22 protein-coding genes and 1 pseudogene are annotated in these 24,662 nt (G+C 35.4%); 22 read left to right on the top strand and 1 reads right to left on the bottom strand.

Annotation, left to right across the window (positions count from 1 at the left end; all coding sequences use genetic code 11):
- Nucleotides 1-598: 598 nt before the first annotated feature.
- From AC0C45_RS26470 to AC0C45_RS26370, 21 genes are all read left to right on the top strand, one after another.
- Complete coding sequence (locus AC0C45_RS26470; RefSeq protein WP_472929068.1) at nt 599-3,664, top strand: TraM recognition domain-containing protein; 3,066 nt, start codon at nt 599-601, stop codon at nt 3,662-3,664.
- Between the two features lie 109 nt (nt 3,665-3,773).
- Entirely contained in the window at nt 3,774-4,619 is an 846-nt protein-coding gene (locus tag AC0C45_RS26465; RefSeq protein WP_193426746.1) for a replication-relaxation family protein, read from the top strand.
- A gap of 14 nt (nt 4,620-4,633) precedes the next feature.
- The gene (locus AC0C45_RS26460) at nt 4,634-4,849 is read left to right on the top strand and encodes a hypothetical protein (protein WP_207372608.1); all 216 of its coding nucleotides are present in this window, start codon (nt 4,634-4,636) and stop codon (nt 4,847-4,849) included.
- Between the two features lie 12 nt (nt 4,850-4,861).
- Entirely contained in the window at nt 4,862-5,998 is a 1,137-nt protein-coding gene (locus AC0C45_RS26455; RefSeq protein WP_472929067.1) for a conjugal transfer protein, read from the top strand.
- A gap of 19 nt (nt 5,999-6,017) precedes the next feature.
- The gene (locus AC0C45_RS26450) at nt 6,018-6,290 is read left to right on the top strand and encodes a hypothetical protein (protein ID WP_050691499.1); all 273 of its coding nucleotides are present in this window, start codon (nt 6,018-6,020) and stop codon (nt 6,288-6,290) included.
- Nucleotides 6,291-6,302: 12 nt separating this feature from the next.
- Complete coding sequence (locus AC0C45_RS26445) at nt 6,303-6,704, top strand: hypothetical protein (protein ID WP_057275146.1); 402 nt, start codon at nt 6,303-6,305, stop codon at nt 6,702-6,704.
- 20 nt (nt 6,705-6,724) lie between these two features.
- Nucleotides 6,725-9,268 (top strand): ATP-binding protein, encoded by a 2,544-nt coding sequence (locus tag AC0C45_RS26440; protein ID WP_472929065.1) that lies wholly within the window; start codon nt 6,725-6,727, stop codon nt 9,266-9,268.
- 74 nt (nt 9,269-9,342) lie between these two features.
- Nucleotides 9,343-9,912, top strand: coding sequence for a hypothetical protein (locus AC0C45_RS26435; RefSeq protein ID WP_472929063.1), 570 nt, complete (start codon nt 9,343-9,345; stop codon nt 9,910-9,912).
- A gap of 2 nt (nt 9,913-9,914) precedes the next feature.
- The gene (locus AC0C45_RS26430) at nt 9,915-12,242 is read left to right on the top strand and encodes a CD3337/EF1877 family mobilome membrane protein (protein ID WP_472929062.1); all 2,328 of its coding nucleotides are present in this window, start codon (nt 9,915-9,917) and stop codon (nt 12,240-12,242) included.
- 14 nt (nt 12,243-12,256) lie between these two features.
- Nucleotides 12,257-12,835 (top strand): hypothetical protein, encoded by a 579-nt coding sequence (locus AC0C45_RS26425; protein ID WP_472929061.1) that lies wholly within the window; start codon nt 12,257-12,259, stop codon nt 12,833-12,835.
- On the top strand, nt 12,816-13,946 hold the full coding sequence (locus tag AC0C45_RS26420; protein ID WP_472929060.1) for a bifunctional lytic transglycosylase/C40 family peptidase: 1,131 nt from the start codon (nt 12,816-12,818) through the stop codon (nt 13,944-13,946). Before AC0C45_RS26425 ends, AC0C45_RS26420 begins: the two co-directional genes overlap by 20 nt.
- A 23-nt stretch (nt 13,947-13,969) precedes the next feature.
- Nucleotides 13,970-14,467: a hypothetical protein gene (locus tag AC0C45_RS26415; protein WP_472929059.1), complete on the top strand. Its 498-nt coding sequence runs from the start codon at nt 13,970-13,972 to the stop codon at nt 14,465-14,467.
- A gap of 160 nt (nt 14,468-14,627) precedes the next feature.
- A complete protein-coding gene (locus tag AC0C45_RS26410) occupies nt 14,628-15,023 on the top strand; it encodes a hypothetical protein (RefSeq protein WP_472929058.1) in 396 nt (131 codons plus the stop codon).
- Between the two features lie 20 nt (nt 15,024-15,043).
- Nucleotides 15,044-15,889, top strand: a complete 846-nt coding sequence (locus AC0C45_RS26405) for an STAS domain-containing protein (protein WP_074684451.1) — start codon at nt 15,044-15,046, stop codon at nt 15,887-15,889.
- Nucleotides 15,890-16,170: 281 nt separating this feature from the next.
- A complete protein-coding gene (locus tag AC0C45_RS26400) occupies nt 16,171-16,641 on the top strand; it encodes a hypothetical protein (RefSeq protein WP_328264103.1) in 471 nt (156 codons plus the stop codon).
- Nucleotides 16,642-17,024: 383 nt separating this feature from the next.
- Nucleotides 17,025-17,336: a hypothetical protein gene (locus AC0C45_RS26395; protein WP_472929057.1), complete on the top strand. Its 312-nt coding sequence runs from the start codon at nt 17,025-17,027 to the stop codon at nt 17,334-17,336.
- Between the two features lie 78 nt (nt 17,337-17,414).
- A complete protein-coding gene (locus tag AC0C45_RS26390; RefSeq protein WP_472929056.1) occupies nt 17,415-19,217 on the top strand; it encodes a hypothetical protein in 1,803 nt (600 codons plus the stop codon).
- A gap of 117 nt (nt 19,218-19,334) precedes the next feature.
- Nucleotides 19,335-19,508 (top strand): hypothetical protein, encoded by a 174-nt coding sequence (locus AC0C45_RS26385; RefSeq protein ID WP_472929055.1) that lies wholly within the window; start codon nt 19,335-19,337, stop codon nt 19,506-19,508.
- A gap of 341 nt (nt 19,509-19,849) precedes the next feature.
- The gene (locus AC0C45_RS26380; protein WP_472929054.1) at nt 19,850-20,005 is read left to right on the top strand and encodes a hypothetical protein; all 156 of its coding nucleotides are present in this window, start codon (nt 19,850-19,852) and stop codon (nt 20,003-20,005) included.
- Between the two features lie 444 nt (nt 20,006-20,449).
- The gene (locus AC0C45_RS26375; RefSeq protein WP_472929053.1) at nt 20,450-20,656 is read left to right on the top strand and encodes a hypothetical protein; all 207 of its coding nucleotides are present in this window, start codon (nt 20,450-20,452) and stop codon (nt 20,654-20,656) included.
- Between the two features lie 635 nt (nt 20,657-21,291).
- Nucleotides 21,292-21,564: an HU family DNA-binding protein gene (locus AC0C45_RS26370; RefSeq protein ID WP_472929052.1), complete on the top strand. Its 273-nt coding sequence runs from the start codon at nt 21,292-21,294 to the stop codon at nt 21,562-21,564.
- Nucleotides 21,565-21,845: 281 nt separating this feature from the next.
- On the opposite strand, the gene AC0C45_RS26365 is transcribed toward AC0C45_RS26370, so the two are convergent.
- Nucleotides 21,846-23,363 (bottom strand): glycine betaine uptake BCCT transporter, encoded by a 1,518-nt coding sequence (locus tag AC0C45_RS26365; RefSeq protein ID WP_472929051.1) that lies wholly within the window; start codon nt 23,361-23,363, stop codon nt 21,846-21,848.
- 899 nt (nt 23,364-24,262) lie between these two features.
- Between AC0C45_RS26365 and AC0C45_RS26360 the strand changes: the two are divergent.
- Nucleotides 24,263-24,662, top strand: a pseudogene (locus tag AC0C45_RS26360) (hypothetical protein); the annotation flags it as partial.

Raw genomic sequence — 24,662 nt, 5'->3', positions numbered from 1 at the left:
AGGCAATTGTTATCTTGATTTGATTAAAGATTTAGATGATTTACTATTGAATACGATGATATATACATTATCGAATATATGATAAAAGGTTTAATAGGGTATAATTAATAGGTTAATAGTAATGCTAATACGAAGATAAAATAAGGATTTTCTGAAAAATTTGACCTTAAAGGTCTATGTAGTAAAACTTCTACTAGGTATTAGGTCAGTTTTACTGGGAATCCCTTGAAGCTCTAAGACATGAGGCATATAATGGGATTAGGTCATGAACAACCTAATTTTTTCAAGATACTTTCCTAGAGGTAACATTGATTACGTTAGTAATCATGTACCGATAGGAGAAGCTCTCTATTACTCCTGTTTTTTTCGTTTGTATATTTTATTCGTATCGGCGGGGGGGCGCACCAAACGTCCAATCAACATGGCCTTACACATGCTGACACCCTACGAACCTATACAAACAAACTCAACATCGTTCTTCCTTACAACACAGAACCCAACTTCAAAACAGCTTAGAACCCAACAGCCAAAGAACCTCGTTCCTCGAAAACTTCATAGCTCTTTTCCTTCCTCTCTCTCAACAAGGAGGGGAAACCACTTGCAAGAAAAACCGTCAAAAAAACAAGCAACGATATTTGACGATATTCTCGACCAACTGATTGAAAATCCACGGCAGGGGATAGCTGTTGTACTTCTTGGTATGGCTGGCATGGGTGTTTGGAAAAAAGACTGGCTTTTGTCTCTTTTACCATACAGTCCAGAAACGATTCAGCATTGGCTGACCATTTGCATTCATATCATTCAAATTCTAATTGCCGTGCTGCTTCTTTTTCTGTTAATTCGATGGATATGTGCCGTCTTTCGGATTCAACGACATTTTGATTATGTTCAACTATTGCCACATACGGATGATGGTGTTTCAAAAGAAATGCTTAGTCAGTTAATGCGAAGGATTCACGGCACAAAACGAAGATGGATTGAACGTCTATTCCTTGGACGTGAACGCTTTTCGTTTATTATTCATTACACCATTGATGATGAAGCAGGGGCGCAATATCGTTTTTATATTGGGGCTGAAAAGAATCAATTAGAAGCGATTAAGTCTAACTTTCATAGTGTCTATCCAAATTTAACGTTTTTCCCTGCTGATAACTTAGAGTTTCCAAGTAAAAAAGCAGTGGCAGGGCGTTTGAAATTAAAAAGCAACAACTTAAAAAAATCATTGCCACTTTCACGCTACAAGTCAGATCAACTACCCGGAATCATTTCACATATGAAAGCTGATACGTGGTTGCAAGTCGGATTTACACCTAACGATGGGTGGAAGCTTCGAAAAGCCATTCAGAAGCTGGAAGAGGACTTGAAAGGGGATAAACCTTTTAAAGATCATTCAGCCTTTGATAAAGAAGAATTAGCGAGCCTAAAACATCGCTATTCTGGAAATGAAGTTGCCTTTGATTGTACCGTGTCAATTGCTTCTGAATATTATCCAGGTGTACCCGTTGTTAAAAGTATTGCAAACGCCATTCATTCCGTTTTAAACAATGTGAATGAACTGAAATATAAGAAATGGAAAAAGGCTGTGCAATGGTATCCGACGGGAACGCCTTACAACATGACTTGGACAGGAAGCGAACTTGCAAATCTTCTTCATTTACCGCACTTTGATGAACGAAACATCATGCAGAAACTTGCGAAAGAGATACCACATTCGAAACGTGGGGAAGAATTACTTCCAGATCATGTTCTAAGTAATGAAGAAGGTTCTGTTGATTTTGGTGTGCAGCATCATCAATTTGTTAAAAATCGCACCGTAAGAATTTTAATGAGTGTGTTGCAAAAACATTGGTCACTACTTGGTGTGACGGGTTCAGGGAAATCAACGTTACTCAATAATGTGTTAATGAGTTATGTTCAGTCATTTATCAAATGCGGAAACGAAGGCAAAATGTCTCCTGGCTTCTCATTTGTTGACCCAGCAAGAAACACAGCCATGATTTTACTCAATCAAATGCTGAAAGCTGAACACGACGGGGCAGAGATTAATTGGAATAAAGTACATTGGATCTCGTTTAAAGATACGGATTATCCACCGGCTTTAAATTTATTGCATCGTTTTCCAAATGAATCTCCTGAACGAGTGACACAAATCATTATGCGGATCATCAGTGAAAACTTCCAAGTGGCTAAACAAACCGAACGCCTTTTGGTAAATTGCATCAAAACGCTTGTATTGGACACAGGAGAGCTCCACACGATTTTAGGTGTAAAACCATTAATTAATGATTTTACGTTCCGACAACGGATTTTGAATCGTTTAGAAGATAATTCTGAGGCTTATGATGTGTTAGATTTTTGGCGAAATGAAGCTGAAGACTTAATTGACGCTAGTCGTATTGCTTTATTTAATCGCTTAGATACGTTTACCTCAAATCCATTGTTACGCAGGATGTTTGGTCAAAAAGAATTTACGCTTCCTATCCTTCAATGGATGGATGAAGGCCACATTATCTTTTATGACTTTAGTGGATTAAGTGAAGAAGAAGCTGGATTGATTGGTGGGTTTCTCACCTATTTGTATTACCGTGTTGCCGATACAAGAGGGGGAACACCTCTTATGCATCAATTTGTTTTTGATGAAGCCGCACGATTAGAGAAAATGACGATTCTTCCTCGAATTATTGCCGAGCAACGTCAAAAAGGGTTATCGCTAGGAATTGGGACACAATCCATGCACCAATTAGATCAAGAGCTGAAAAATGCGTTAAAAGAAGTGCAAGGTAACTTCTTTGTATGCAGGCAGGGGCCAGAAGGGGCGGCAGCAGCCAGTAAGATGTTTAGTGTGCCAGGTTCGAAAAAAGATCAACCTCTTTTTTCAGAATCCTATTTTACAAGCTTGCCGGATTTAGTCACCGTCATTCGTACACAAGACCAAATCAATGGTTCGAACGAAATCGTTCAATGTGTGGTTAAATTGCCGCCACTAGATCGTTATATGCCAAATGGACAAAAGGCTACCTTTAAAAATGAAGTAGAAGAAGCAAAAGCCAATGCCTGGACAGCACAAAAAGTAAAAGAATTGGCATCCAAGAATGGTTATCACAAATCAGAAGTTGATTTGATGATTTGTGCTTATTTACAAGGTGAAGAATACATGCCTAAAAAGCAGCCGACAAAGGAAAAGAAAAAGCCGAGAGCTCCTTTACAAGCTCAACCAGAAACACCTATTTCTTTGCAAAAGAAACAGCGTGTGGATAATGAAAATGTAGGTTCTGAAAAAGTAGTTGAAGCTGGACCGATTATCCAAAAGACAGAAGTAGAAGTAAAGCCAGAACCAATTCAGCCGACTATCAAGCTTTCAAGGAAAAAACGTGTAGAAGAAACAGCGCCAGTAAAATCAGAAAAACCTACACAAAAACAGCCGTTTAAACCGATAGTTAAGCTTTCATGGGAGAAGCCTATAAAAGCAGAAGAACAGGCGATGAAGGAAACGGCAGCTTCTGTTGAACTTGTTTCAGAGGATAAAGAACAGGTTCGAGAAATAGAGCCCACACCTATTGAACCTGCTGTCACACTTTCAAAGAAAAAAGCAAAAGAGTTACCAAAAGAACTGCAACCTATTGTATCATTACGAAAGAAAAAACCTTCAGAAAAGAATGAATAGAGGCGGAAGGAAAAGAGGGAAAGTAAACGTTTTATGTGAAAAAGGGAAGACTTTTTACACACTCACGAAATGAACGTTCCTCTTATAGACAAGGGAGAGGCGAAACTGAATGAAAAAATATATCACGCTGAATGAACAAGATACAGACTTATTAATTAAACTACATGATTTCATCTACATTGATTCAAATTTTATTGTTGACCATATTTTAACGAATTACGCGGATCGGAAATATGTGATGCAGCGATTACGATTGCTTGAAGAATCGAAGCATATCAAGAGTTTCACGGTTCCAATGCCAGGATATGAGAAGCCAGGGAACTTATATACGTTGGATGCCTTTGGTGTTGAAATCGTAGAAGAGCTGCAAGGATTCTCGAAATGGCAGAAAAAATGGTCAACAGATGTGCCAGCCTGGTATCAGCATCAATTGATATTAAACCGTTTGGTTTTATCCTATAAGCAACAAGCAGAAGAACTAGGACTTGCGGTTAAAGAATGGATTCCAGAAGCGAGAGGAACGTTCCAATATGGAAAAAGTAAATCAGAGGTCATCAAACCGGACGGAGTGCTCGTTGTTGGTGAAGCAGATAGCGACCAAAATATTGGCTTGTTCGTTGAGCTAGAACGTAGTGTAGCTAAGCGTCAAAATACCATCCAGAAAATCATTCGTTACAATGACTTTTTGAAACGAGGAAAAGAAACGCTTGAAAAATACGATATGCATGTGGGATTTGAAGAACCTATTTTAGATTGGCGGGTCTTATTTATTGCAGGGAATGAAACGAACACCAAAAAAACCATGCGTGACCTCTTGAGTATTCCGGCTCAAGAACGAACACACATTAAAGTTCCTGTGTTAGCAGCTAATCTTGAAGAAACAAAAAAAGATGCATTTGGGGACATTTATCATTATGTATTTAGTAACTCGTCAGATGTAAAAAAAGGATTGTAAGGAGGAGCTAGCTAGTGGTTCGCAGTACATTCAAAACCCTTCTTTATATCGCTGGAATTTGTCTCGTAGGAAGTTTTATCCTACGGACATTCCCAGAAGCGAACGTCCTTTGGCAAGCCGGAAAAGAGGAGTTTTCGGTTCTCTATGACCAAAGCGTTGCAAGTTATGGGGTTACAGGAACAATTATTCTTATCGCAGTTGTAGTCTTCTTGTTTTTTGGTAAAAAGTAAGGAGGAATGACAATGAGAAAATGGCAGAAAAAAAAGAAGCCTACTCCTAATCAATCATCACAGGGAATAAAGGAGAAGGTGAAAGACAAGGTTAGTACTTCCAAAAAATATATGCCGAATTTGCTAAAGAAAGATGAGAAACAAAAAGAGAAAGATCAAGTCATGATCAAACGAGCGAGTATGAAACGTTCTACAGCTACCACAATTGGAAGAGTGATTATGATTGTAAGTATCGTCATTGTAGCTTTGGGCGTCTTTAGTGCTTTTCGACATAATCTTGTTCTTAGTGACTTAGAAGATCAAGTGTCAGCTCAACAACAAGATAATAGCCCTAAAAATAATCAAAATACTCAAAATATTGCAGCTATTGAATACTTTACTACTCAATTTATACGTCATTACACAAGCATCGAACCAGGAGAGGATAAACAAAAGGAACGTGAAGAAGCTTTACAGAGCTTTCTAGCAACCGGTCTAGATAAAGATGCTGGAATCGATTATGCCAATATCCCTGGTAGTCAGCGTTATGACAGTAGTGATGTGGTTTCGATTAAGCAAAAAGATGACCATATTTCAGACGTATCTATCAAAGTCAATGTGACTTCAACTAAAGAAGTGGAAAAGAAATCAAAAGACAAAGATGGAAAAGAAAAAATCGAGAAAAAGAATGAAGAGAAACAAGCGACTCTCTATTATTTGGTACGCATCTATGAAGATAAAAATGGTTATAGCATCATTGATCTACCGCAACCCTATATGCCAAAACCGAATCAGCAAGTGACTGTTTCAGAAAACGAAGAGAATAAAAATACGAATGCAACACTTAATAACGAGGTTCGAAGCTTCTTAGAATCCTTCTTTAAAACCTATACAGCAAAAGATCGAAGTGATGAAACGAAGTTTTTCTTTAAAGACTCAGCAAAAGCTGAATCGCTAAACGGATTAATGAATTATGTCTCAATGGGTGATGTGTCCGTCTATGAAAAGAAATCGAATAAAGATCAGTATATTGTCAGATGTTCAGTCAAATTAGAACAACCCGTCACGGGTATTCAAAGCAATCACAGCTACGAATTTTCTATTCAACGTGATGGTCAAGATAAATTCGAAGTTTTAACCATGAAACCTGTTTCTTACGAAATTAAATAAAATCTTAGGGGGATAAGAAATGCTTACAACTTTTTTACAATCATTTATGTTGGGTGATATCAATTTGCAAGGTGTTAGTAGTCAAGGTGACACGAATGTAATGAGTGTTTTGCAGACCGTCTTCATCTGGGTAGTGCTGTTTGCGATTATTGGATCACTGGTCATGAAAAAGTACCGCGGTGCTCTTATGGTTGTTGTATTCGGTGGAATTATTGGTGTATTTATTTATGGCCCAAGTAACATTATTTCGTTGGGTGATTCGCTTCTAAAATTCTTCGGTCTTTCAAGCTAAGGAGGTCTATGCATGAGACGTGTTACAGGCTATTGTACCAACAAGATTTTCGCCATTCCAAATATCGTGAGAGGGCTAGCAGGGGGAAGGGAAAGCATTTCGCTTCCCTTTTCTGTGACTGTTACTCAAATCATTGTGATATTCGTTTTCTTTCTCCTAAGTCTTCTTTTAGTTGTTCCTATGACCCCTTTTATTCCTAACAAAGTTGCGCGAGTTATTGTTGTTTGTGTGGCAGCACCTACATTTTTTGGTTATCTCTTAGGTTCTCAAACCAAAGAACATATGAACATTATTCGTTATTGGCAAGTGAAGTATAAAACGTTTATGGAGCCAAAAGAGCTCTTTCGATTTGAAGAAGTCGAACAAGCGAAAAAGATTACGTACAAACGCAAAATTCCTATTTATCGAAAATGATGTGAGGAGTGAATGTGAAAATGGATATTCAAAATGACATTGTAGCTGTTTGGCGAAATGTTGTGATCACAAGAGATAGTCGGGAACAAGGGTGGTTTAAATTTAGTGGGTTTCATACAAGTTTTGATTCAGAAGCACAATTAATGGCTCACTTTTCCGAATTGAAACGGTTGTTTAAAGAGATCAAACGAGAAATTCAATGTATTGTTGTCCCAACGCGGCAATCGATTGATGATATTCGCGAAAAATACGCATCCATGATTCGGGGTAACTTACGAGTGGTTGCCAGTTCACATATTCAATCCGTTTTTCATTATCTTAAAACAAGTGATGAACTAGGTGCAGAAGAGCGTCGCTATGAATTTTACATTGGAGTTGAACTAGGTAAAAGCACACTAGACGACGAGGCAGAGGATATGACGTATAAGGAAATGTACCAAGCATTAAAAGATTGGCTTTCCTCTAAATTTGCGAAAATCCGCGGAGATCATCACGTGTATTTAACAGAAGATCGTTTGAGAAAAATCTCTCGTTCCAATAAAGAAGTCACGAAGTTTCTTGAAGGCTTACCTTTTTCTTTTACACCTGTCACAACGGAAGGAATGACAAAATTAATTCCGTGGATTTTCAATATAGGATTACGTTTTCCACCTAATTGGCAAAAGTGGGAAGATCGCTTCACCCCTATTTTTAATAAACAAGGAGAGCTCATTGCTCGCATTCAAACGGAAGACGATGTGTTGAATCTTCAATTAACTGGGATTGAAAATCCTAAATCGCGTCGATATTTAACACTGCATCAAACAGATGCGAAAGGATATAACCATCAGACGCATGTTGCTTTCTTGCACATGGTGGGTATGCCGGAAGAAATTCATTTTCCAGAAACGCGATGGTTAGAAGCCTTACGGTCATTGCCTTTTGCGGTAGGTGTGAACTTGAAAATGAGTTATCAAGACGCAGACCAACGGTTACGGAAGCTACGTCGTAAGAAATCAAATTTAGAAGATCAAGCGAACCACTTGAACGCATTCGGAGAAGATGCAGGATCAAACGTTTATCAAGGTATTTCACATGCTGAAAACATTATTGCTAATGTAGAGAAGGAACGAGAAGGCGGCTACTTAATGAGTGCTATTTTCTCAGTTAGTTCTTCTGATCGGGATGAATTAATGCAGCGTGTAAATGACTTGATCGACGAGTATGCAGGAATGGGAATTACGCTTCAAAATACGTATGGTCTTCAATTGCGAAGCTTACTTGAATGCTTACCCGGTTCAAGACGCTATGTAACTGAATTTATCCAGGATGTGGACATTAATGCGGTAACAGCTAGCTTTTTTGGGAATCGTCAAGAGTTAGGAGACGAATACGGCTATTATGCAGGAAGAACATTAAGTGGCACGGCTGTTTATGTATTACCTGGCTTAGCCGCATCAGGTGCGGCTCTTACACAATCTCTTGTAACCGTCTATACAGGAAAAACGGGTTCTGGGAAATCAATGGCTGCCAATCGAGATATTTATGAAGCCGCATTAAGTGGGGCAAAAGTGTTGTTGTTGGATCCAAAGTCAGAGAGAAAAGACATTTGTAAATGGGATGAAAAATTAACCGAATTGGGAAGCGAACTTAACTTTATCTCGTTTTCAACCAAAGATGAAGATGCAGGGAAATTAGACCCGTTCCTTTTATTTGATAATCGGGCCGAAGCTGTCGAAGTTTCCCGAGAAATAATCTATTACTTGTTAAACATTAATATTCGAAACGATAGTGCAAAAAGTTCGATTGTGACAAAAGCCGTCAAGCGTGTTGGACAATTGGCAGAGCCTTCTATTCGATTTGTAAAAGATGAATTACGACATTTAGTACAAGAAAATGACACCCTGCCAGAAGATCATCGACCAATGGCATTGGAGTTGGCTTCTATCTTAGAAGAATTTGAAGATGTGTCACTAGCCCGTTTGATCTTTGGAAAGCGTATGAATGATGAAAACGTCCTAAATTACGCGAATCAATTCAATGTCCTGCAAGTTGATAATTTACAGTTACCGAAAAAGAGCACACCACCGGAAGAGTATACAGAAGCGAACATTGTGTCAGTAGCTATTCTGTTTAGTTTGACAGCCTATATGATGAAATTTTTACGAATGTTCCAAAATGAATTAACGGTTGTTGCGATTGACGAAGCATGGAACTTCTTCCAAAACCCGGCAGGGGAACGTTTAATTGACCGTTTATTCCGTGAAGGACGTTCCTTGTTCTCACCAATTTATTTAATGACACAAAACTTAATGGATATTCCAAGCAGTATGCGCGGTCAAATTGGTACAGCATATTGCTTCCGTACAGATATACCAGAAGAGATTGAGACCATTCAAGAGTTTATGAAATTAGAAGACAGTGCCGGTTTAGAAGATATGATGCCTAAAATGCAGTCAGGTTATTGCTTGTATCGTGACTTGCATCAACGAACAGGCGTAATGCAAGTTCGTATCTTGCAGGAACATCTATTTGATGCATTTGACACGTCTATAGACGTCAGGGAGCTTGCAAGTCAAGTGTAAAAGGTTAAACCCTTCGTCGGTAGATAAAACGGAGGGTGAGCCTTCTAAGAGGTTTAGAGAAAAGGAGAATAAACATGAAAAAGATACTAGCAGTTATTTCTATAGTTTCAATTGTGGGTGTGCTTGCAAGTTGTGGGAATAAGGAAACAAGTACAGAGCCAAAGCCAAAAACATGCGAACAAATTGAGCCTTGTAAAACGGCTTTACAGTATGCCACATATGTAGAACAAGGTGCAGAAGATAAGCTTTATAAAATGGAAGATCACACAGGAGAGCACAAAAGTTACGATAGTTTAGAAAAAGCTAAAAGATATATTGCAGAAGACTATAAACAATATAAAGATCAGCAAATTGAAAAATATGGTGTGTTAGAGTACACCCTTACCGAAAATAAAAGTTATTTTTATAAATTTAAATACAGCGCTTTTCGAAAAAATGAAGATGGTTTAAAAGAGCCAACTACTCTAATAGTTCATGTTTATGAAAGGTCAGGAGAATATTATCCAATTGAAGTTTTTAATTATCCTAGCTTAAAGAAAATCCAAGGAAGCAAAGAGATAGGTTCACCTAAAATATATTATTCGTCGAATTTAACAGGTAAGGAGAAAGAGAAATTTAAACCTAAAGATATTGAAGGAGAATGAGAATGAAAACAAAACTTCTGTTGAAGGTAATTCTATTTGTTTTTATACTTGCTACACTTTGTCCAGTAGCTACACATGCAGAAGCTCCTAACGTCATGGACGAATTAATGCCTAAAAGTGATTTACCACAAACAAATGCACCTTTACTTCGCTATAACGAGGTTCCTTTAGAAAATTACGATATTGATATCTCTGTTAAAGGCGATGAAGACAGTCATTGGTATGATTCAATCAATATTTTTAAAGTTGATGAAAAACTCTATAACAACATTGCAGCCTTTCAACAACAAATATTGAGTGCTATCTGGTATGGATATTTAGTGGTTGTAAATTTCGGAATTTTCTTAATGGAGCAAGCGTTCACTTTCGATATTATTGACAGTATGTTGTCCTATATTACAGTCTTTATTTCGGAAACAGGCGGAACATATGGAATTGGTCAATTTATGGGTTTTATGATGATTATGGTAGCTGGCTGGCTTGTTTATTCATTTGCTCAAAAGAAGTACCGAGCTACGATATCAGGATTGATTGTAGCAGCCTTATTATCAGCCGTCTTTACAGCATACGTGCAAAATAGTGACCAATTGTTAGGTCAATTAAATCAAGCTCGCAATTATATCTCTGGCGCTGTTTTAACTTCTTCTACCTATTCGTTAGGGGACGGAAATGAAGATGCAATAAGAAAAGAAATGATTCAAGATCGCCAAGAAGATCAAGCTACACAAAGCTACAAAGACACATCATCCGTCCGGTATGGCGTATCAAGAATACGAAACTTAATGCATGATTTATTGATTGTAAAACCGTACTTGTTGCTTGAATTTGGTACGACAAACTACGGTGTAATTGGTGGAGGAAAAGCTGATAATGCTTCATCAGCCCAAATAAAAGCAGGTAAAGAGACGGTAAAAGATTTGTTAAGTGAAAAGCCAGGGAGCGACGAAAGAGAGAAACTTGTTAAAAAGAGTGCTAAGAATTCTCTTTTTTCACCAGAGTATACAAATAAACGAATTGTGTTAGCGTTGTTAATTTGGGTTCCAGCCCTTGTCATATTAGCAATGGTGGGATATTTAGCAACATTCATTCAAATATACGGTGTAGGATTCTTGCTTACAGCTATTACAGGGGTATTCGTCTTATTCCTTAGTATCTTTCCAGCGTTTCGAAGGTTTGCAAAGCAATTTGCTATGAAACTGTTAGGGTTTTTGGCAATGTGTATAGGACTCACTGTCTTGTTAATTTTATTGTTTAGCTTTGTCAATATTTCCTATAAGGTAGCAAGCGAGAATAACTGGGCCTATGCTCAAACGATTATTGCCGTCCTGATCATTGTAGCAGCTATATTTGCTCTTCAAAAGCAGCTTTTTGGCTATAAACTATACGATGAAAAGAAACAACGAATAAAACAAGCGTGGAGAGAAAAGGTTGATGCTATTAAGTATCAAAATCAGCAACGACAATATGCACGAATAGAGCCATTTTATTTAGGAAATAACGTACACTCACGATCTTTATCTAGTCAGCCAGGCACTACAGACGCGAGAGCTAAAGAACATATGGAAAAAGCAATGGAAAGACAAAGTAATAAACCGACTTTACGTCGAAATAAACCCATTGATAGTAACGGAAATGTAATTGAAGACACACCAAAGCGTAATGTCATGCCTTTTAAGAGACGACAAGAAAAAGAGGGGAAAAGAAATTTATCATCTGAAAATGGTGTAATCCCAAACCCCCATAAAAAAGTAAAGGAAAATGACCCGAACTATAATCAATCTGTATCCGATCAAATGAGTAAACAACAGCAACAAATTCAAGTCAATGCACCATTAAAAGCGCAACCTAAAAACCCGGAACAACAAGAAGCTATGAAAAATAATCAATCTGCTTCTGGAAATCAGAATGAGCAAGTTATGAAAAAGATGCGTCAACAAGAAAATCAAAATCAAGCACCTTTGAAAGCACAGCCGCAACAAGAATCAAGTTCTTCTCAATCAAGTAAAGTTATTGAGCAAATGAGAAGACAAGAAGTGCGTTCGGAAAGCCAACAAGCACCAATCCACACCTCTAGACGTTTAGTTCCAGCTAATGGAGAAATTTCAACTAAACAATTCAATCAAGAGCAAGCACCGTTAAAAGCGCAGCCAAAACCACCACAAACTGAAAAAGCAAATCAGCAATTTCATAAGCAAATGAGACAACAACAGGTACAGCAAGAGATACAGCAGGGTAAAGAACAGGCTTCTGCTGCTAATGAATCAAATGGAGGTCATATAGACCGTTCTAAAGAGATCGAACAAATGAGACGACAGTCTCGACAAGACTAAAGGAGGTTCTTTTCATGAGTGTTCAGCAAAAGAAAATGCTTGTGTTCCTAAGTGTCATTGTCTTCTTGGGCATTATGATTAGTTCCTTTATTGCAAAGGAAAAGCCTGCTTCTTCCTCACAAGAGGAGAAGCAAGCTCCTTCTTCTGAATCTATACAAGAAGAAAAAGAAACGACTACTAAAGATAATAAAAACCCATATGACCAGACACAACGAAATACAAAAGAAGATTTACAGAGTACGAAAGAAATAGCAACAGAGTTTGTCAGAGCCTTTGCTAGTTTTAACGGTAAAAGCCCTTCAGAACATATTGAAAAAGCAAAGCCTTATATGTCAGATGAAATGTATCAAAACTATAAAAATCAAAAAGAACGTGGAACGTTAACCTATGATAAAGTTGTGCCAGAAACCCTTCAAACAACGGAGGTTTCAAATGATGATCCAGAAGTTATTCAATGGAATGTCGTTATGCAAGGGAAGGTCTATGATGTGAAAGGAAATGCACAACCAGAGGAAGATTGGTATTTAGTTACACTTAAAAAACAAGATAATGGATATAAGGTGGTGGGGGTTCGTGTCAACTTACCGAATTAAGCCAATCCATAAGTTAAACCATTCTGCCAAACGAAAGTCTAAGATATTACTAGCTATTATTGCAGCCTTATTAGCATTAGGGGTTGTCATAAGTGCTATGGCTATGGTTAGTGTATTTGGCATTCTTCTACCAGATCAAGAGGAAGTAACAGAGATTGACGGTACAGGGGTGGGCTTTGGAGACGTTCAGATATCTAAAATAGGAGAAGGGCAAATTCCAAAAGAATATATTCCGATTTATAAAGCAGCAGGTGAAAAATACAATATCCCCTGGACACTCATTGCCGCGATTCATCGCGTCGAAACGCATTTTGGGCAAGATTTAAATGTATCTAGTGTTGGAGCGTTAGGTCATACTCAATTTATGTCAAAAACATGGGTTGGATGGTCCTATCCTGGTGGAACGAGATTGGGAAACGCCAGTATTCCAAAAGACGTTTTAGAAAGTCCAACCGCGATTAAAAAGTACGGTGGATTTGGAGTCGATGGGGACGGAGACGGCAAAGCAGACCCCTGGAATGTTACCGATGCTATGTATTCTACGGCAAACTACTTAGCTGCCAATGGTGGCGCTTCTGGAAACTATCAAAAAGCAGTCTTTGCATATAATCACGCTAGCTGGTACGTATCACGAGTTATGGGATTTATGAAAGAATACACAAGTGGTTCTGTTGAAGCCGTTTCTATTAAAGGGGGTTCTGCAAAAGGTTCCGCAGCTATTGAAAAGGCGATTCAAGTCGGCTCTTCTATAGTCGGAAAAAGCCCATATGTATGGGGTGGCGGAAGAAACCAAAGTGATATTGCTGCCAGGAAGTTTGATTGCAGTTCTTATGTAAGATGGGCATATAGTTCAGCAGGTGTTGATTTGGGTCCGGTCAGCGCCACTACAACAGATACGTTAATCAAGCGCGGTAAAGTCGTGAAGGCAAGTGAAATGAAGCGTGGAGATGTCATTTTCTTTGACACATATAAAATTAATGGCCACGTTGGCATTTACCTGGGAGATGGCAAGTTTCTTAATGACAGTAGTTCACAAGGTGTATCAGTTGGAGACTTAAACAATACCTATTGGAAAGCAAAGTTTAACGGAAATGTTCGACGTGTAGCTTAGTTTTTTAAAAGGAGGATGAGTACATGGAAAGAGAACAAGTAGAAGAGATAAAAACAACTTTAGTAAGGAATATAAAAACATTTTGGAGCGATCATTGGCTGCCTATCACTGCTTTTGTTGTTTTAATCGTATCGTGTCAATTATTTAATTTGACCCATAGTGGATTCTTTTACCCTCTTATGTTTGTTTCTGGATGGGTAGTGGTTATGTTTGCATTGAAACTCAAGAGCGAAAGCTCTGTCTTTTCCTCTAAAAAGTCTACTAAAAACATGCAGCAAGATACTTCATATGAAACGTATACCGTATTACGCGTTTACACCAATGACCCAAACTTTCAAGAGTATATGCAAAATCAAGAGTATTTTCATAGTCAACATGTTCAGATGGAAAATAGGGTGATTGACCATAATCAAGATATCGAATCGCAAATCATGTTTATACGAAAACCGGAGTTTGCTTTTTGTTATCACTTATTAATGGATCAGAAAAATGAAATGTATTTTATCGGTGAATATGTGTAAAAAGAGATTCATTCTCTTTAATGAATAGAAAATATGGCGTTGCCCAGAAGCGCCGTGACGAAATTAGCTATTATTTTACAGGTAAGCCACCTTATTCGTTGTAAATTTGAGCGCTTCTGATTTTATAAATTTAACTGAAAAAGAGCAGGAGGATGTTTAAATGCCAAACTATGTTATTATATCTCTTGTCGTAACCTTAGCAATTATTATTGTGTTTCAAGGAATTAGTAAGATGAATAAAAAATTAGAAAGGGACTATATTGCGAAAAGTCCAGAAAAAATTAAAGAGTATATAAAGAGAAATGAAGAGCTTTTAGAAAGAACAAATAAACTAAATAAGAAAATACTTAATTTTTTAACCTTCACCATTATTGCGGTAATTGCTGTATTTATTTTTGTTCCGGCGTTTACACCTATATTCTTCATAGCATCTTTATTCGCATTTACCCTACTAATTTTAAATATTATCTTGAGAAGTAGCTTAGAGGATAGGTTAAAAATTTTTAAAAATTTATCTTTAGAAATTAAAAATAAAAATAGCAATCTAAACGGCTAAAGAAATGAGGTTAATTTGAAATGGATAATTTACGCTTTCTGGGAGAAAAAATCTTAGAAAAAAAATATGAAATTGCACAAATGGTACACACGAATAGAATGACTGACCTTAAAGAGGTAAAAGACGTCAATGTTACAAAAGAAGAAATTATTGAATTAAGAGCAACCTTCATCAGTTATTTTGGGCAGGCTCTCATGGAAAAAACCGATCAAAAAACAATTGTTGATCAAATAGTGAAATGGGCAAAAGAGTCAGGAGAATTTGCATCAAATCTAGGCATTTCTCTGAGTGAGACTTTAGAAAATACGACCTATTACCGAAAATACATATGGGAATTCCTTAAAGAAGAAATAAGAGATCATAATATACCTACAGACACAATATTTGAATTAATCACTATCATTGATCCTTTATTAGATAAAGCTGTTTATGCTTTTAGTTTGACATATGTTAATATTCATCAAGAAACACTAAAAAAAGCAAAGAGTGCTTTTCTTGAATTATCCGTACCAGTGGTTCCAATCACCAAAGGTATTGCTATACTACCACTCATTGGAGAGGTAGATACGGAAAGAGCAACGCTTTTACTAGAGGAAACATTAAAGAAAGCAAATGAACTAAAATTATCACATTTGCTATTTGACCTCTCCGGAGTGATGATTGTAGATACCATGGTTGCCCATCAGATTTTTAAAATTGTAGACGCATTAGGTCTTCTTGGGGTAAAAACAATATTAATTGGTATCCGACCTGAAGTTGCCCAGACGATGATTCAACTAGGAATTGATTTTAGCAAAATAACGATAAAAGCAAATCTAGAGCAAGCGCTTCTTGGTTTAAATTTAACTATAGATACTTTAGAATAAACGCTCTTATCCAATTTGCATGAATAAAATGAAAATGAATTTCGTATACATCTTTAGTTGGCGCAATCACCATTATTGGTAATCATATATTCATTCTTTCTGTAATAATTAGTTTTTTTATGTTTATTTTTCAACTCAAAGGGTAAAGTAATACACTGGATTGGAATTCTAGAAGAAACATGTCTTTATTTGGTAAAGATTTGTTTCTTTCTTTTTATCAAGGGATACCAAATATATATCCTTAATTAGGATATATATGAAGATGATAGGAGAATTTTTGAATGATACTTATTAAAAATCAGGAAGAAGTAATTCGAGAAGCAAAATATCAACTACATACCACTATGGATGACTATCAAACAAAAATTATCTCTATTTTTGATAAGCAGCATATACCTATGAGTAAACGAATTGATTTAATGATTCTTCTGTCAGACATAAAAGAGCAGGCTGTATTGATTGGAAAACAGGCTGCAATTAAAGGGAAATCAGAATACGAAGGACAAAATCAATTAATTACAGAAGTTGTAGATGAAGTTCCCTTCCAATACAGTGAAAAAACGGTAACTGATTTAGAAAATAATATACAAATTATCAAAAAGAAGATTGAAGATATGGCAAGAGAGTGCGGATTAGATTCTGAACTAGTTAACCTAAAAGCCCTTTTACTTAATTTAAAGGTAACTAGTTATATAAATGGACATTATGAAATGTATGTAAAAGATAATACCTTATCCAGCAAAAGATCCTAGTATGCTGAGCTCTTTTTACTTAATAAAATGTTTAAAATTTTATATTTGGAGCAAACTATCTGGGATGCAATAGAGCGTCACCTAACGACTACCATTCAACGAACAGAAAAATACTGCCTCTTTTAACTGGGAAGAGGCAGTATTTTTCTGTTTTTACACCATATATTATCTACATTTTTCGTTATCACACCACCTCTTATAGGGAGTAATAAAGCTCGTAAAAATGAAAAAATATAAGTATCATAATAGAGTTGAGCCGTATAGGGATGACGTAATTAGAACCGCCAAAATTACGATAAAAAAGATGTAAATAAAATATATGTTTAAAGGGTAAAGATAAAAAGTGCCTTATTAAAATTATATTTTTGAGGAGGTATTTACAATTGAGTAGGACATCTAGATTCAAAATGCAGATTTACAGTCCTCAATGGGGGGATAAGGACTTTTATCATTTTAAAAAAACAAAAAGAGGATGGGAATTTGAAAACTATAGATGTAAAGGTGAAGTAGATAAAGGGGGGAATCCATTATTTTATAAAGCCCTTGTTACTGAATCTCTTTCATATCCTAGTCACTTAGAGGAATATCTCTCCATCGTTTGGGAAAAAGTTGGAGTTTTAAATAAAGAACAAGTTCAGAATATTTTTGATGAAATATCTGAATGGATATCGGCTAGTAAAAATGGCCTCAATTAATATGGCTTGCAAAAAGAAAAATTATAAAGGGAATCCTTTCTATAAAATAGAAGGTTATTAATAAAGAGGGTGTTTATAATGGGTTTCGTTACTTCGATGCAATATGCCATAAGAGAGAACGGAAGTAGATGGGAAAGAGAAACGGCTGAACGTGTCCTAAGGATTAGAGAAAAATATGGGTATAATAGCCAAGAATATGAAGATATTAAAGATTCCTTTTATTGCTATGGTTGTTATTTAAAATGGAAAGAGGTACATGGGAATGATCCTAACAAAGGCGAAATTCCTCTATTAACTCATGTTGATAATACTAAGGTAGGAGGGACGTATTTTCGACTTCGACATCTAAATGAGAAAAACGAAGAAAATAAACATAATGTAGGCTGCTGCTTCAATGATCCCACAGGCTATTTGAAAAATATTTCTAATGGTTTTGATTGCATAGATGTCGATCCAAAAGGGGTACCTCATCTTACTATTTTAAAAAAGACCCAATCAAAAAGAACTAGGAATAATAGATTTTCAACAGATAAGAGAGATAGTACAGAACGTAAACAATATCAATCATTTGGAGCTTTGCAGGGGATTTATAACCGTTATAACAATGCATGGACTGAATTAATAGTTAAGACAGAGGACGATAACAATGTGAAAATTAAAGATATATTATTTTCTTCATCTGAAGCAAAAAAGATAGTTCAAAATCATCAAGAGACTATTTTAATTGTTACCGGAGTTATAAAAAAAGTAGAAAATCGAAATAAAGGTGGTTATATAAATATTATTTTTAAAGAAAAAGAAAACACACCTCTTCCTTCATTCAGACTCTCCGTGTCTCCTGATCATATCTATCATGAAGGGGATTTAAAGTGTTTAGAAAATCGTAATATTGGATGTTACGGTAGAACTCGGAATAATAAAACTTTCGCACAGATGGAGTTATTTTCTTTACCAAATCAGATTGTATTTTTTGACTTGGAAGAAAATGAACCATGTCCTTTTACGCTCCCTGTCATTGACTTAAAGCGAGTCGAACCTATAATTACGGATACTTTATCAGCCCACAAGGCAGTGAAGACTACTGATAATGGTGAAGACTTCTCCTACTATTTAAAGAATCAGGAAAATATCCCTTTATTAGAAAAACAGATAGAACAAACTATTATGAAAAGAGAAGAGCTCCTACAGGAAAAAGAGCACAGAATAAAAGTTAGAGATAGAAATGTAAATGAAAAAGAAAGATTAATTGTACAACTCAATGATAAAAAAGATGAACTGGTAACGGTTAAAAACATGTTGGAAAAGAAAAGTTCATTTATAGAACGTGTCTTTAATATATTTAAGATGAATGAATTAAAAAAAATAAATTCTTTACTTTCTCAAAAAGAAATAATAGAAGAAGAAATTAACGATTTAAAGCAAGAATTTTATGTTAAATCTAATGATATTGTAGATACAGAAAATTTCATAAAACATATAGAATTCAATGTTGTAGATACGCAGACCCGTATTTCTACAACACTGCAAGTAATGGACGATTTAAAACAAGGTTTAAAGATTGAAAAAATATGGAAAGAAGTTTTAGAAAAAGAGAACTGTTATATGTATCATATATCAACAGCTAATCTTTGGATTGCGATACAAATAAGTGAGGCTGTTTATAATTCATCTATACTGGAAATCAAATGTCTCTTTCAATCCTGCTACGAAGATAATGAGATGAGGTTTTATCCTCAAAAAATACAAAGTATAGTATTTAATATTTCTTCTAATGACTTAATGGTTTACCAAAAGATTAAAAATGAACTCACTAACAGACTTCGATATTTACCTTTTTTAAAGAAATTAAAAATCACGAAAAAGAAGACAGTAAATGGTTAAAATGTTGTTGCTGAGAAGCCGAAAGAGGAAAATATCCTTTATTTCGTGGATAATTGTTTATTTGTTGCAATTCTGAGTGCTTCTCATAACACTGTTTTTAATAAGGGAGTTTTAGGATTGAAAAGAATCATATACTGGATTATTTTTATTTTGTTGATTGTAGCTTATGTGACTGACGTAGAAAACATTAACTTAAAAGATTTATTCTCTTCACCAGAAGAAAGTATCAAATCCTATGATAAAGTGGTCTACTTTCCAGCTGATAAATATTCCAAAACGGCAGCGTTGTGAACATGCGATTGATAAAGGGTAGTCAGATATTTGTATCATTGATTGTAATAGGGCAGATTCTTGGATTTCTTATTAAGTAGATAAATTTGCGGGTGGGCCTAAAATTTTAATTGAGATTAAATAAGGAGAAATAAATTGCCTCAGGCTATTGTTATAGTATTAGCGCTGTTTTTATTTATATCTCTTATAAGAAACAGGTTATTTAACGCTATTTTGCTTACGGGGGTTCCTCTGACAATCATTACAGTAGCTCATGAGAGTTTTGAACTATTGAGTATGCATGATGTTTCAATTGATGGATAGGATAAATCTAAAGCATAAAAAGTAGGGTGAGTAAGCTAATGAAAACAACTGATATTGTTTCAAAAGTAGATGAATTAGGGTGTATAGTTATTCACCCTGGACTATACAAGATATTGTTGAATCAAACAATAGAGAAAAAAATATTGAATAAGTGTTTATTAGGAAAGGATAATATTGAAATTTGGATATTATAAGGATTAGTCTTTTAGTGATGTTATTATTTGTTTTTGTACTCGTTGTTTTTTTGAAAAATCTAAAGGTGCTTGCCCAAATCTATATTAACAATACTCAAGCTTATCATAATGCATCCTATAGAAAAGAAGTAAGAAACAAACTTTTAATTAGATTTACATTAATTAATGGAGGTACTATACTAACTTTAGTTATTGCGTATTTTATAATTACGATTTACGTCTTTCAGTGAGAATGTTTTTTAAAGAACTTATATATAAGATTTAAAGATTGAAACAATTAAGAGAAACTTTAATAAATCAACGATATATAAAATGCTGTATAAATCATCAAAGCGAAAAGTAAACGAGCCCTTGGTTCGAAGTGCCCCCAATGGACTTTATTTTAAAGGGATTTGTTTTCTGATGTTGAAAGTAAAAATCATAAACTATAAAGGGGGGAATACAATGAATCCATATGAACAATTACAATTAAATAAAGAAGTAGAAGAGATGGCTAAACAACGAATTGAAATCCATAAAAAGCGAATAAAATCATCTGAAGAATTAGAAAACAATTGGAACAATAAAGAGATTCAGGATAGAATTATTGAGTTAGAGGAAGAAAGTCAAAAACTTAAGAAAAAAATTGAAGCTTTACAGGCTAACTTTTAGGGTGCTTTTTTGAATTAAAGTATTTTTACCAGAGCTACATGTATGAATTTGAGTGAATTACTACTTCCTCCGCGGACTCTAGAAGTTTTTCTATGAATGGGTTCAGTGTCGAGATGTTCAGTTTAGAAAAAAGACAAGTAGCCTATTATTTATATTGGAATAACTACATATAGCAAGCATCACCTATTTTGCTAGCATGGCCAACAAAATACAAAGGCAAAAGGACGTTACTTCCTTGCCCCGTAAGCTTTTGCCCTATTATAAAATGTCGCTTTTTTTCATTCCTACTTCATCCATAAATACTACGACAGTGATCTTTCCAGACGTTCATTCTTTATATGCCTTATCCCACTCCTTTGGAAAAGTAATGATGGGAGACCAAGGTGTTTCCCTTTAGATTGAGCAATATCTATGCCTTCTCGTTGATGCTTTAAAATAGTTGAAGGGTGCCAGTTTTATACTAATTTCATTTTCAGGTGCTGGTTACAGAGGAATATTTTTTGCACAGTATTGATTTTTATAGAAAGCAGGGGTTTTCCTGCCCTTTATCTAATGTTATTAAGTAAGAAATATATAGAAATCATATTATTTTAGATTCTATACATTCTAAAAATAAGAGGATGAGGTGGATATCGATGAATAAAACAGAATTAGTCAATACCGTTGCGATAAAAACATCATTGACTAGGCGAGACGCTAGAAAAGCTGCAAACGCCTTATTTGAAACGATTTCCGAAACTCTTGCTAGAGGAGAAAGAATCCATTTGATTGGATTTGGGAAATTTGAAGTACGAGGACGTGCAGCTCGAACGGGTTGTAACCCACAAACTGGTGAAAAAATAAGCATTCCTGCTTTTGAATTTCCTGCTTTTAAACCGGGTAAAGATCTTAAAGAAGCTGTTAAATAAGTATATATTTAAAATTACATTCCATTACTAAGATACTTTTTAGATTTTAAAAAGCCCTTATTAAGAACAATACTTTTATTGTTTTTTCTTTTAAAATTAATAATAGTTTAGCTTATAGGTAATGCCTTACCCATCAGTAGATTATCTAACCTCACTATTATCCTCTGGAGGTCATGGAGTAACCTTTCTAATAAAATAAGAGACACAGAATAAACACTTATATAAGCGAAATAACAAAAAGCACATTTGTTAACTGAAAGGCTAACAAATGTGCTTTTTTATTACGATTTTTTATTTTGTTTTTTTAACTTTCCAATTCCAAATTCTTTCGCTTCTTTGTTAAGAGATTTAAGGAGACTAACCGTCATTAAAACCATAACAATCGAAAAAGGAAGAGCTGCAATAATCATGGTATTTTGTAAAGCCTGTAGGCCTCCTGAATAGAGAAGGACAAGAGCTATAATTGTAAGTAACACACCCCAGATGACCTTTACACTATTACTAGGATTTTGAGAACCATTCGTTGTCATCATTCCTAGAACATAGGTCCCTGAGTCAGCTGAAGTGATAAAGAAAGTGCCAATAAGAATAATAGCTATGATTGATAAGGTTGTTCCCATTGGATAGTTGGCAAATACACCAAAGAGTGATTCTTCCGTTGCTAATTTTGAAATAGAAGCAATCCCATCATGTTCAAGTAACATCCCTGCACTACCGAATGTAGCGAACCAGATGAAACCGATAAGAGAAGGAATCAGTAAAACACATACGACAAATTCTCGGATAGTTCTTCCTCTCGATACCCGAGCGATAAAGATTCCTACGAATGGAGACCACGCAATCCACCATGCCCAATAAAAGATGGTCCAACCATTGATCCAGTTACGATGTTCTTCGTTAAGTGGAGCTATACGAAAACTCATATTAATTAAGTTTTGCAGATAAGCGCCAATGGTATCTGTAAACAAATTTAACGTAAATAGAGTCGGGCCCAATATAAACGTTAATAGAAAAAGTGCCAATGCAAGGATCATATTAGTATTACTAAGAATTTTAATCCCCTTACCTAATCCTGTTAATGCTGAAACTATAAATAAGATAGTAACAACTAACACAATAAGGAATTGACTCATGAGATTGGAAGGAACGTTAAATAAATAAGATAATCCACCGTTAATTTGAACAGCACCGAATCCAAGGGTCGTAGCAACACCGATAACAGTTGCAATAACGGCAATAATATCGATTATCTTTCCTATAAACCCATCTGCTTGTTTTCCAATAATTGGCTTTAATGTAGCGCTAATTAAGCTACGCTCTCCTTTTCTAAAGGTAAAGTAAGCCAATGAGAGAGCAATAATTCCATAAATCGCCCATGCATGGATGCCCCAATGAAAGAAAGTATATCTCATTGCATCTTTCATTGCTTGATCTGTCCCTGTTTCCCCCGTTGGAGAGCTAATCGCATAGTGACTAATTGGTTCAGCCGTACCATAGAACACTAAACCGATCCCCATTCCTGCACTAAAGAGCATGGCTAGCCAGGTTGGGCGTGAAAACTCAGGCTTGTCCTCCTCTTTCCCAAGCTTAATCCGACCAATAGGACTTACCAATAAGTACAAACAAACGATAACAAACAACGTCACAACAATTAAATAGTACCAGCCAAACGTATTTGTAATAGCATCTTGCAAGCTACTCGTTACATTTTCAAGTGTTGCAGGCATTGTAACTCCCACAAGAACAAGAAGAGCCAGTATGACTACCGAAATATAAAAAACTATTGAAACATTTTTCATGTTAAATTAAAAACTCCCATCTTTGATTGATTCGCAGAGGGTATTACTTCGATTGGAGAACATTAGAATATGCAAAACCAATTTAGACATTGTACTTTTTTATGAAGCAATAGTAACTAACCCTTAAAGATTGCGTTAATAAAATACCTTAATTAAATTATTTACACTTTACTTAGCTCATATTCCGTATTTAAAACAATTGAGCATTGAATAACTCTCGATCTGCCAATAAACTAAGGCGCCTCCCAAGAGCATTCTTTTTCTTATAATTTAATTAATACTCTTCATCTTTTTTGAAATGTCGTTTATTTGTCTGTTTTTTGTCTCGTGGACATGCTGCTCTGATGGACTTATTTCAGGGGATATTAGTAGACTGCTTACTAGTATAACACTACTCATAAACAAATGTCTTATCACCGACTCTTTTTATCACAATAATGTTTTTCTGATAAATATTAGTTTTGTCTAGTTTAAATCAATAATGTCAGTAGGATTAAAGTGTACATCTTACTGTATCCTATACATTCCTTCAATTCCTGTTAGATCCTCTTGGCAATCCGAAAGGTTTTGAAGTTTACTATAGAGCGTACTTATCTTTAAAATAATTATGTCACTATGTATATGGCTTAGAAATTCATAAGGGTTACGAGTGGGATCGTCAATAATTTTGTTTGTAAGTAAGGACTTTTTTGTTATATATTGTTGAAAAGGATATAATTTATTGAATAGAGAGGTAAACTAATAAGAGATTTGAATAATAAAAAAGTTAACTGGGGGAAAGAACTAACTCTTTCTATCATTGAATGAATTATATATTAACCCTCGGCTTTATAACAAATACTAGGCTATCAAAATGTTTGAAAATTACTTATATGTAACACCTGAAGGAGGACCAATTCATGAAACTTTATCAGGTAAGAAAAGGACAATTTGTATATTATAATAATGAGTTACACAGGGTATATTCCGTGAAACCTTTATATAAACAGTCTGTTCATCTTATTAGGCTGAGAGATTTAACTCAGTATTTAACCACAGCTGCAAAAGTTGAAAGATACAAACCCAAGAGTCTTGATAGTTTTGTGTTTAACCGTCAATTATTTACGCTTTGTAATGATAGAAAAGCTGAAGAGGGAGATTATATTTTAATTACGAATCCACGTCCCGACTCTCTGGATTATTATTCGTTAAATGAAATTGAAGTGGTTTCAACTGTTGAAAATAATGGTGTCGTCACAACTAAGCTTAATGGAATTAGACATAGTGAGTATCTATTGATGGTTCCAGGACGTAAAGAGG

The sequence above is a fragment of the Priestia sp. VA7 genome (assembly GCF_055710015.1).
This window is presented reverse-complemented; position numbering and strand designations above follow the sequence as displayed.

Excerpts from the sequence above, each read along its gene's own strand:
- AC0C45_RS26465 (WP_193426746.1), top strand. The coding sequence starts at position 3,774 with ATGAAAAAATATATCACGCTGAATGAACAAGATACAGACTTATTAATT.
- AC0C45_RS26455 (WP_472929067.1), top strand. The coding sequence starts at position 4,862 with ATGAGAAAATGGCAGAAAAAAAAGAAGCCTACTCCTAATCAATCATCA.
- AC0C45_RS26450 (WP_050691499.1), top strand. The coding sequence starts at position 6,018 with ATGCTTACAACTTTTTTACAATCATTTATGTTGGGTGATATCAATTTG.
- AC0C45_RS26445 (WP_057275146.1), top strand. The coding sequence starts at position 6,303 with ATGAGACGTGTTACAGGCTATTGTACCAACAAGATTTTCGCCATTCCA.
- AC0C45_RS26440 (WP_472929065.1), top strand. The coding sequence starts at position 6,725 with ATGGATATTCAAAATGACATTGTAGCTGTTTGGCGAAATGTTGTGATC.
- AC0C45_RS26435 (WP_472929063.1), top strand. The coding sequence starts at position 9,343 with ATGAAAAAGATACTAGCAGTTATTTCTATAGTTTCAATTGTGGGTGTG.
- AC0C45_RS26430 (WP_472929062.1), top strand. The coding sequence starts at position 9,915 with ATGAAAACAAAACTTCTGTTGAAGGTAATTCTATTTGTTTTTATACTT.
- AC0C45_RS26425 (WP_472929061.1), top strand. The coding sequence starts at position 12,257 with ATGAGTGTTCAGCAAAAGAAAATGCTTGTGTTCCTAAGTGTCATTGTC.
- AC0C45_RS26415 (WP_472929059.1), top strand. The coding sequence starts at position 13,970 with ATGGAAAGAGAACAAGTAGAAGAGATAAAAACAACTTTAGTAAGGAAT.
- AC0C45_RS26410 (WP_472929058.1), top strand. The coding sequence starts at position 14,628 with ATGCCAAACTATGTTATTATATCTCTTGTCGTAACCTTAGCAATTATT.
- AC0C45_RS26405 (WP_074684451.1), top strand. The coding sequence starts at position 15,044 with ATGGATAATTTACGCTTTCTGGGAGAAAAAATCTTAGAAAAAAAATAT.
- AC0C45_RS26400 (WP_328264103.1), top strand. The coding sequence starts at position 16,171 with ATGATACTTATTAAAAATCAGGAAGAAGTAATTCGAGAAGCAAAATAT.
- AC0C45_RS26390 (WP_472929056.1), top strand. The coding sequence starts at position 17,415 with ATGGGTTTCGTTACTTCGATGCAATATGCCATAAGAGAGAACGGAAGT.
- AC0C45_RS26380 (WP_472929054.1), top strand. The coding sequence starts at position 19,850 with ATGAAAACAACTGATATTGTTTCAAAAGTAGATGAATTAGGGTGTATA.
- AC0C45_RS26375 (WP_472929053.1), top strand. The coding sequence starts at position 20,450 with ATGAATCCATATGAACAATTACAATTAAATAAAGAAGTAGAAGAGATG.
- AC0C45_RS26370 (WP_472929052.1), top strand. The coding sequence starts at position 21,292 with ATGAATAAAACAGAATTAGTCAATACCGTTGCGATAAAAACATCATTG.
- AC0C45_RS26365 (WP_472929051.1), bottom strand. The coding sequence starts at position 23,363 with ATGAAAAATGTTTCAATAGTTTTTTATATTTCGGTAGTCATACTGGCT.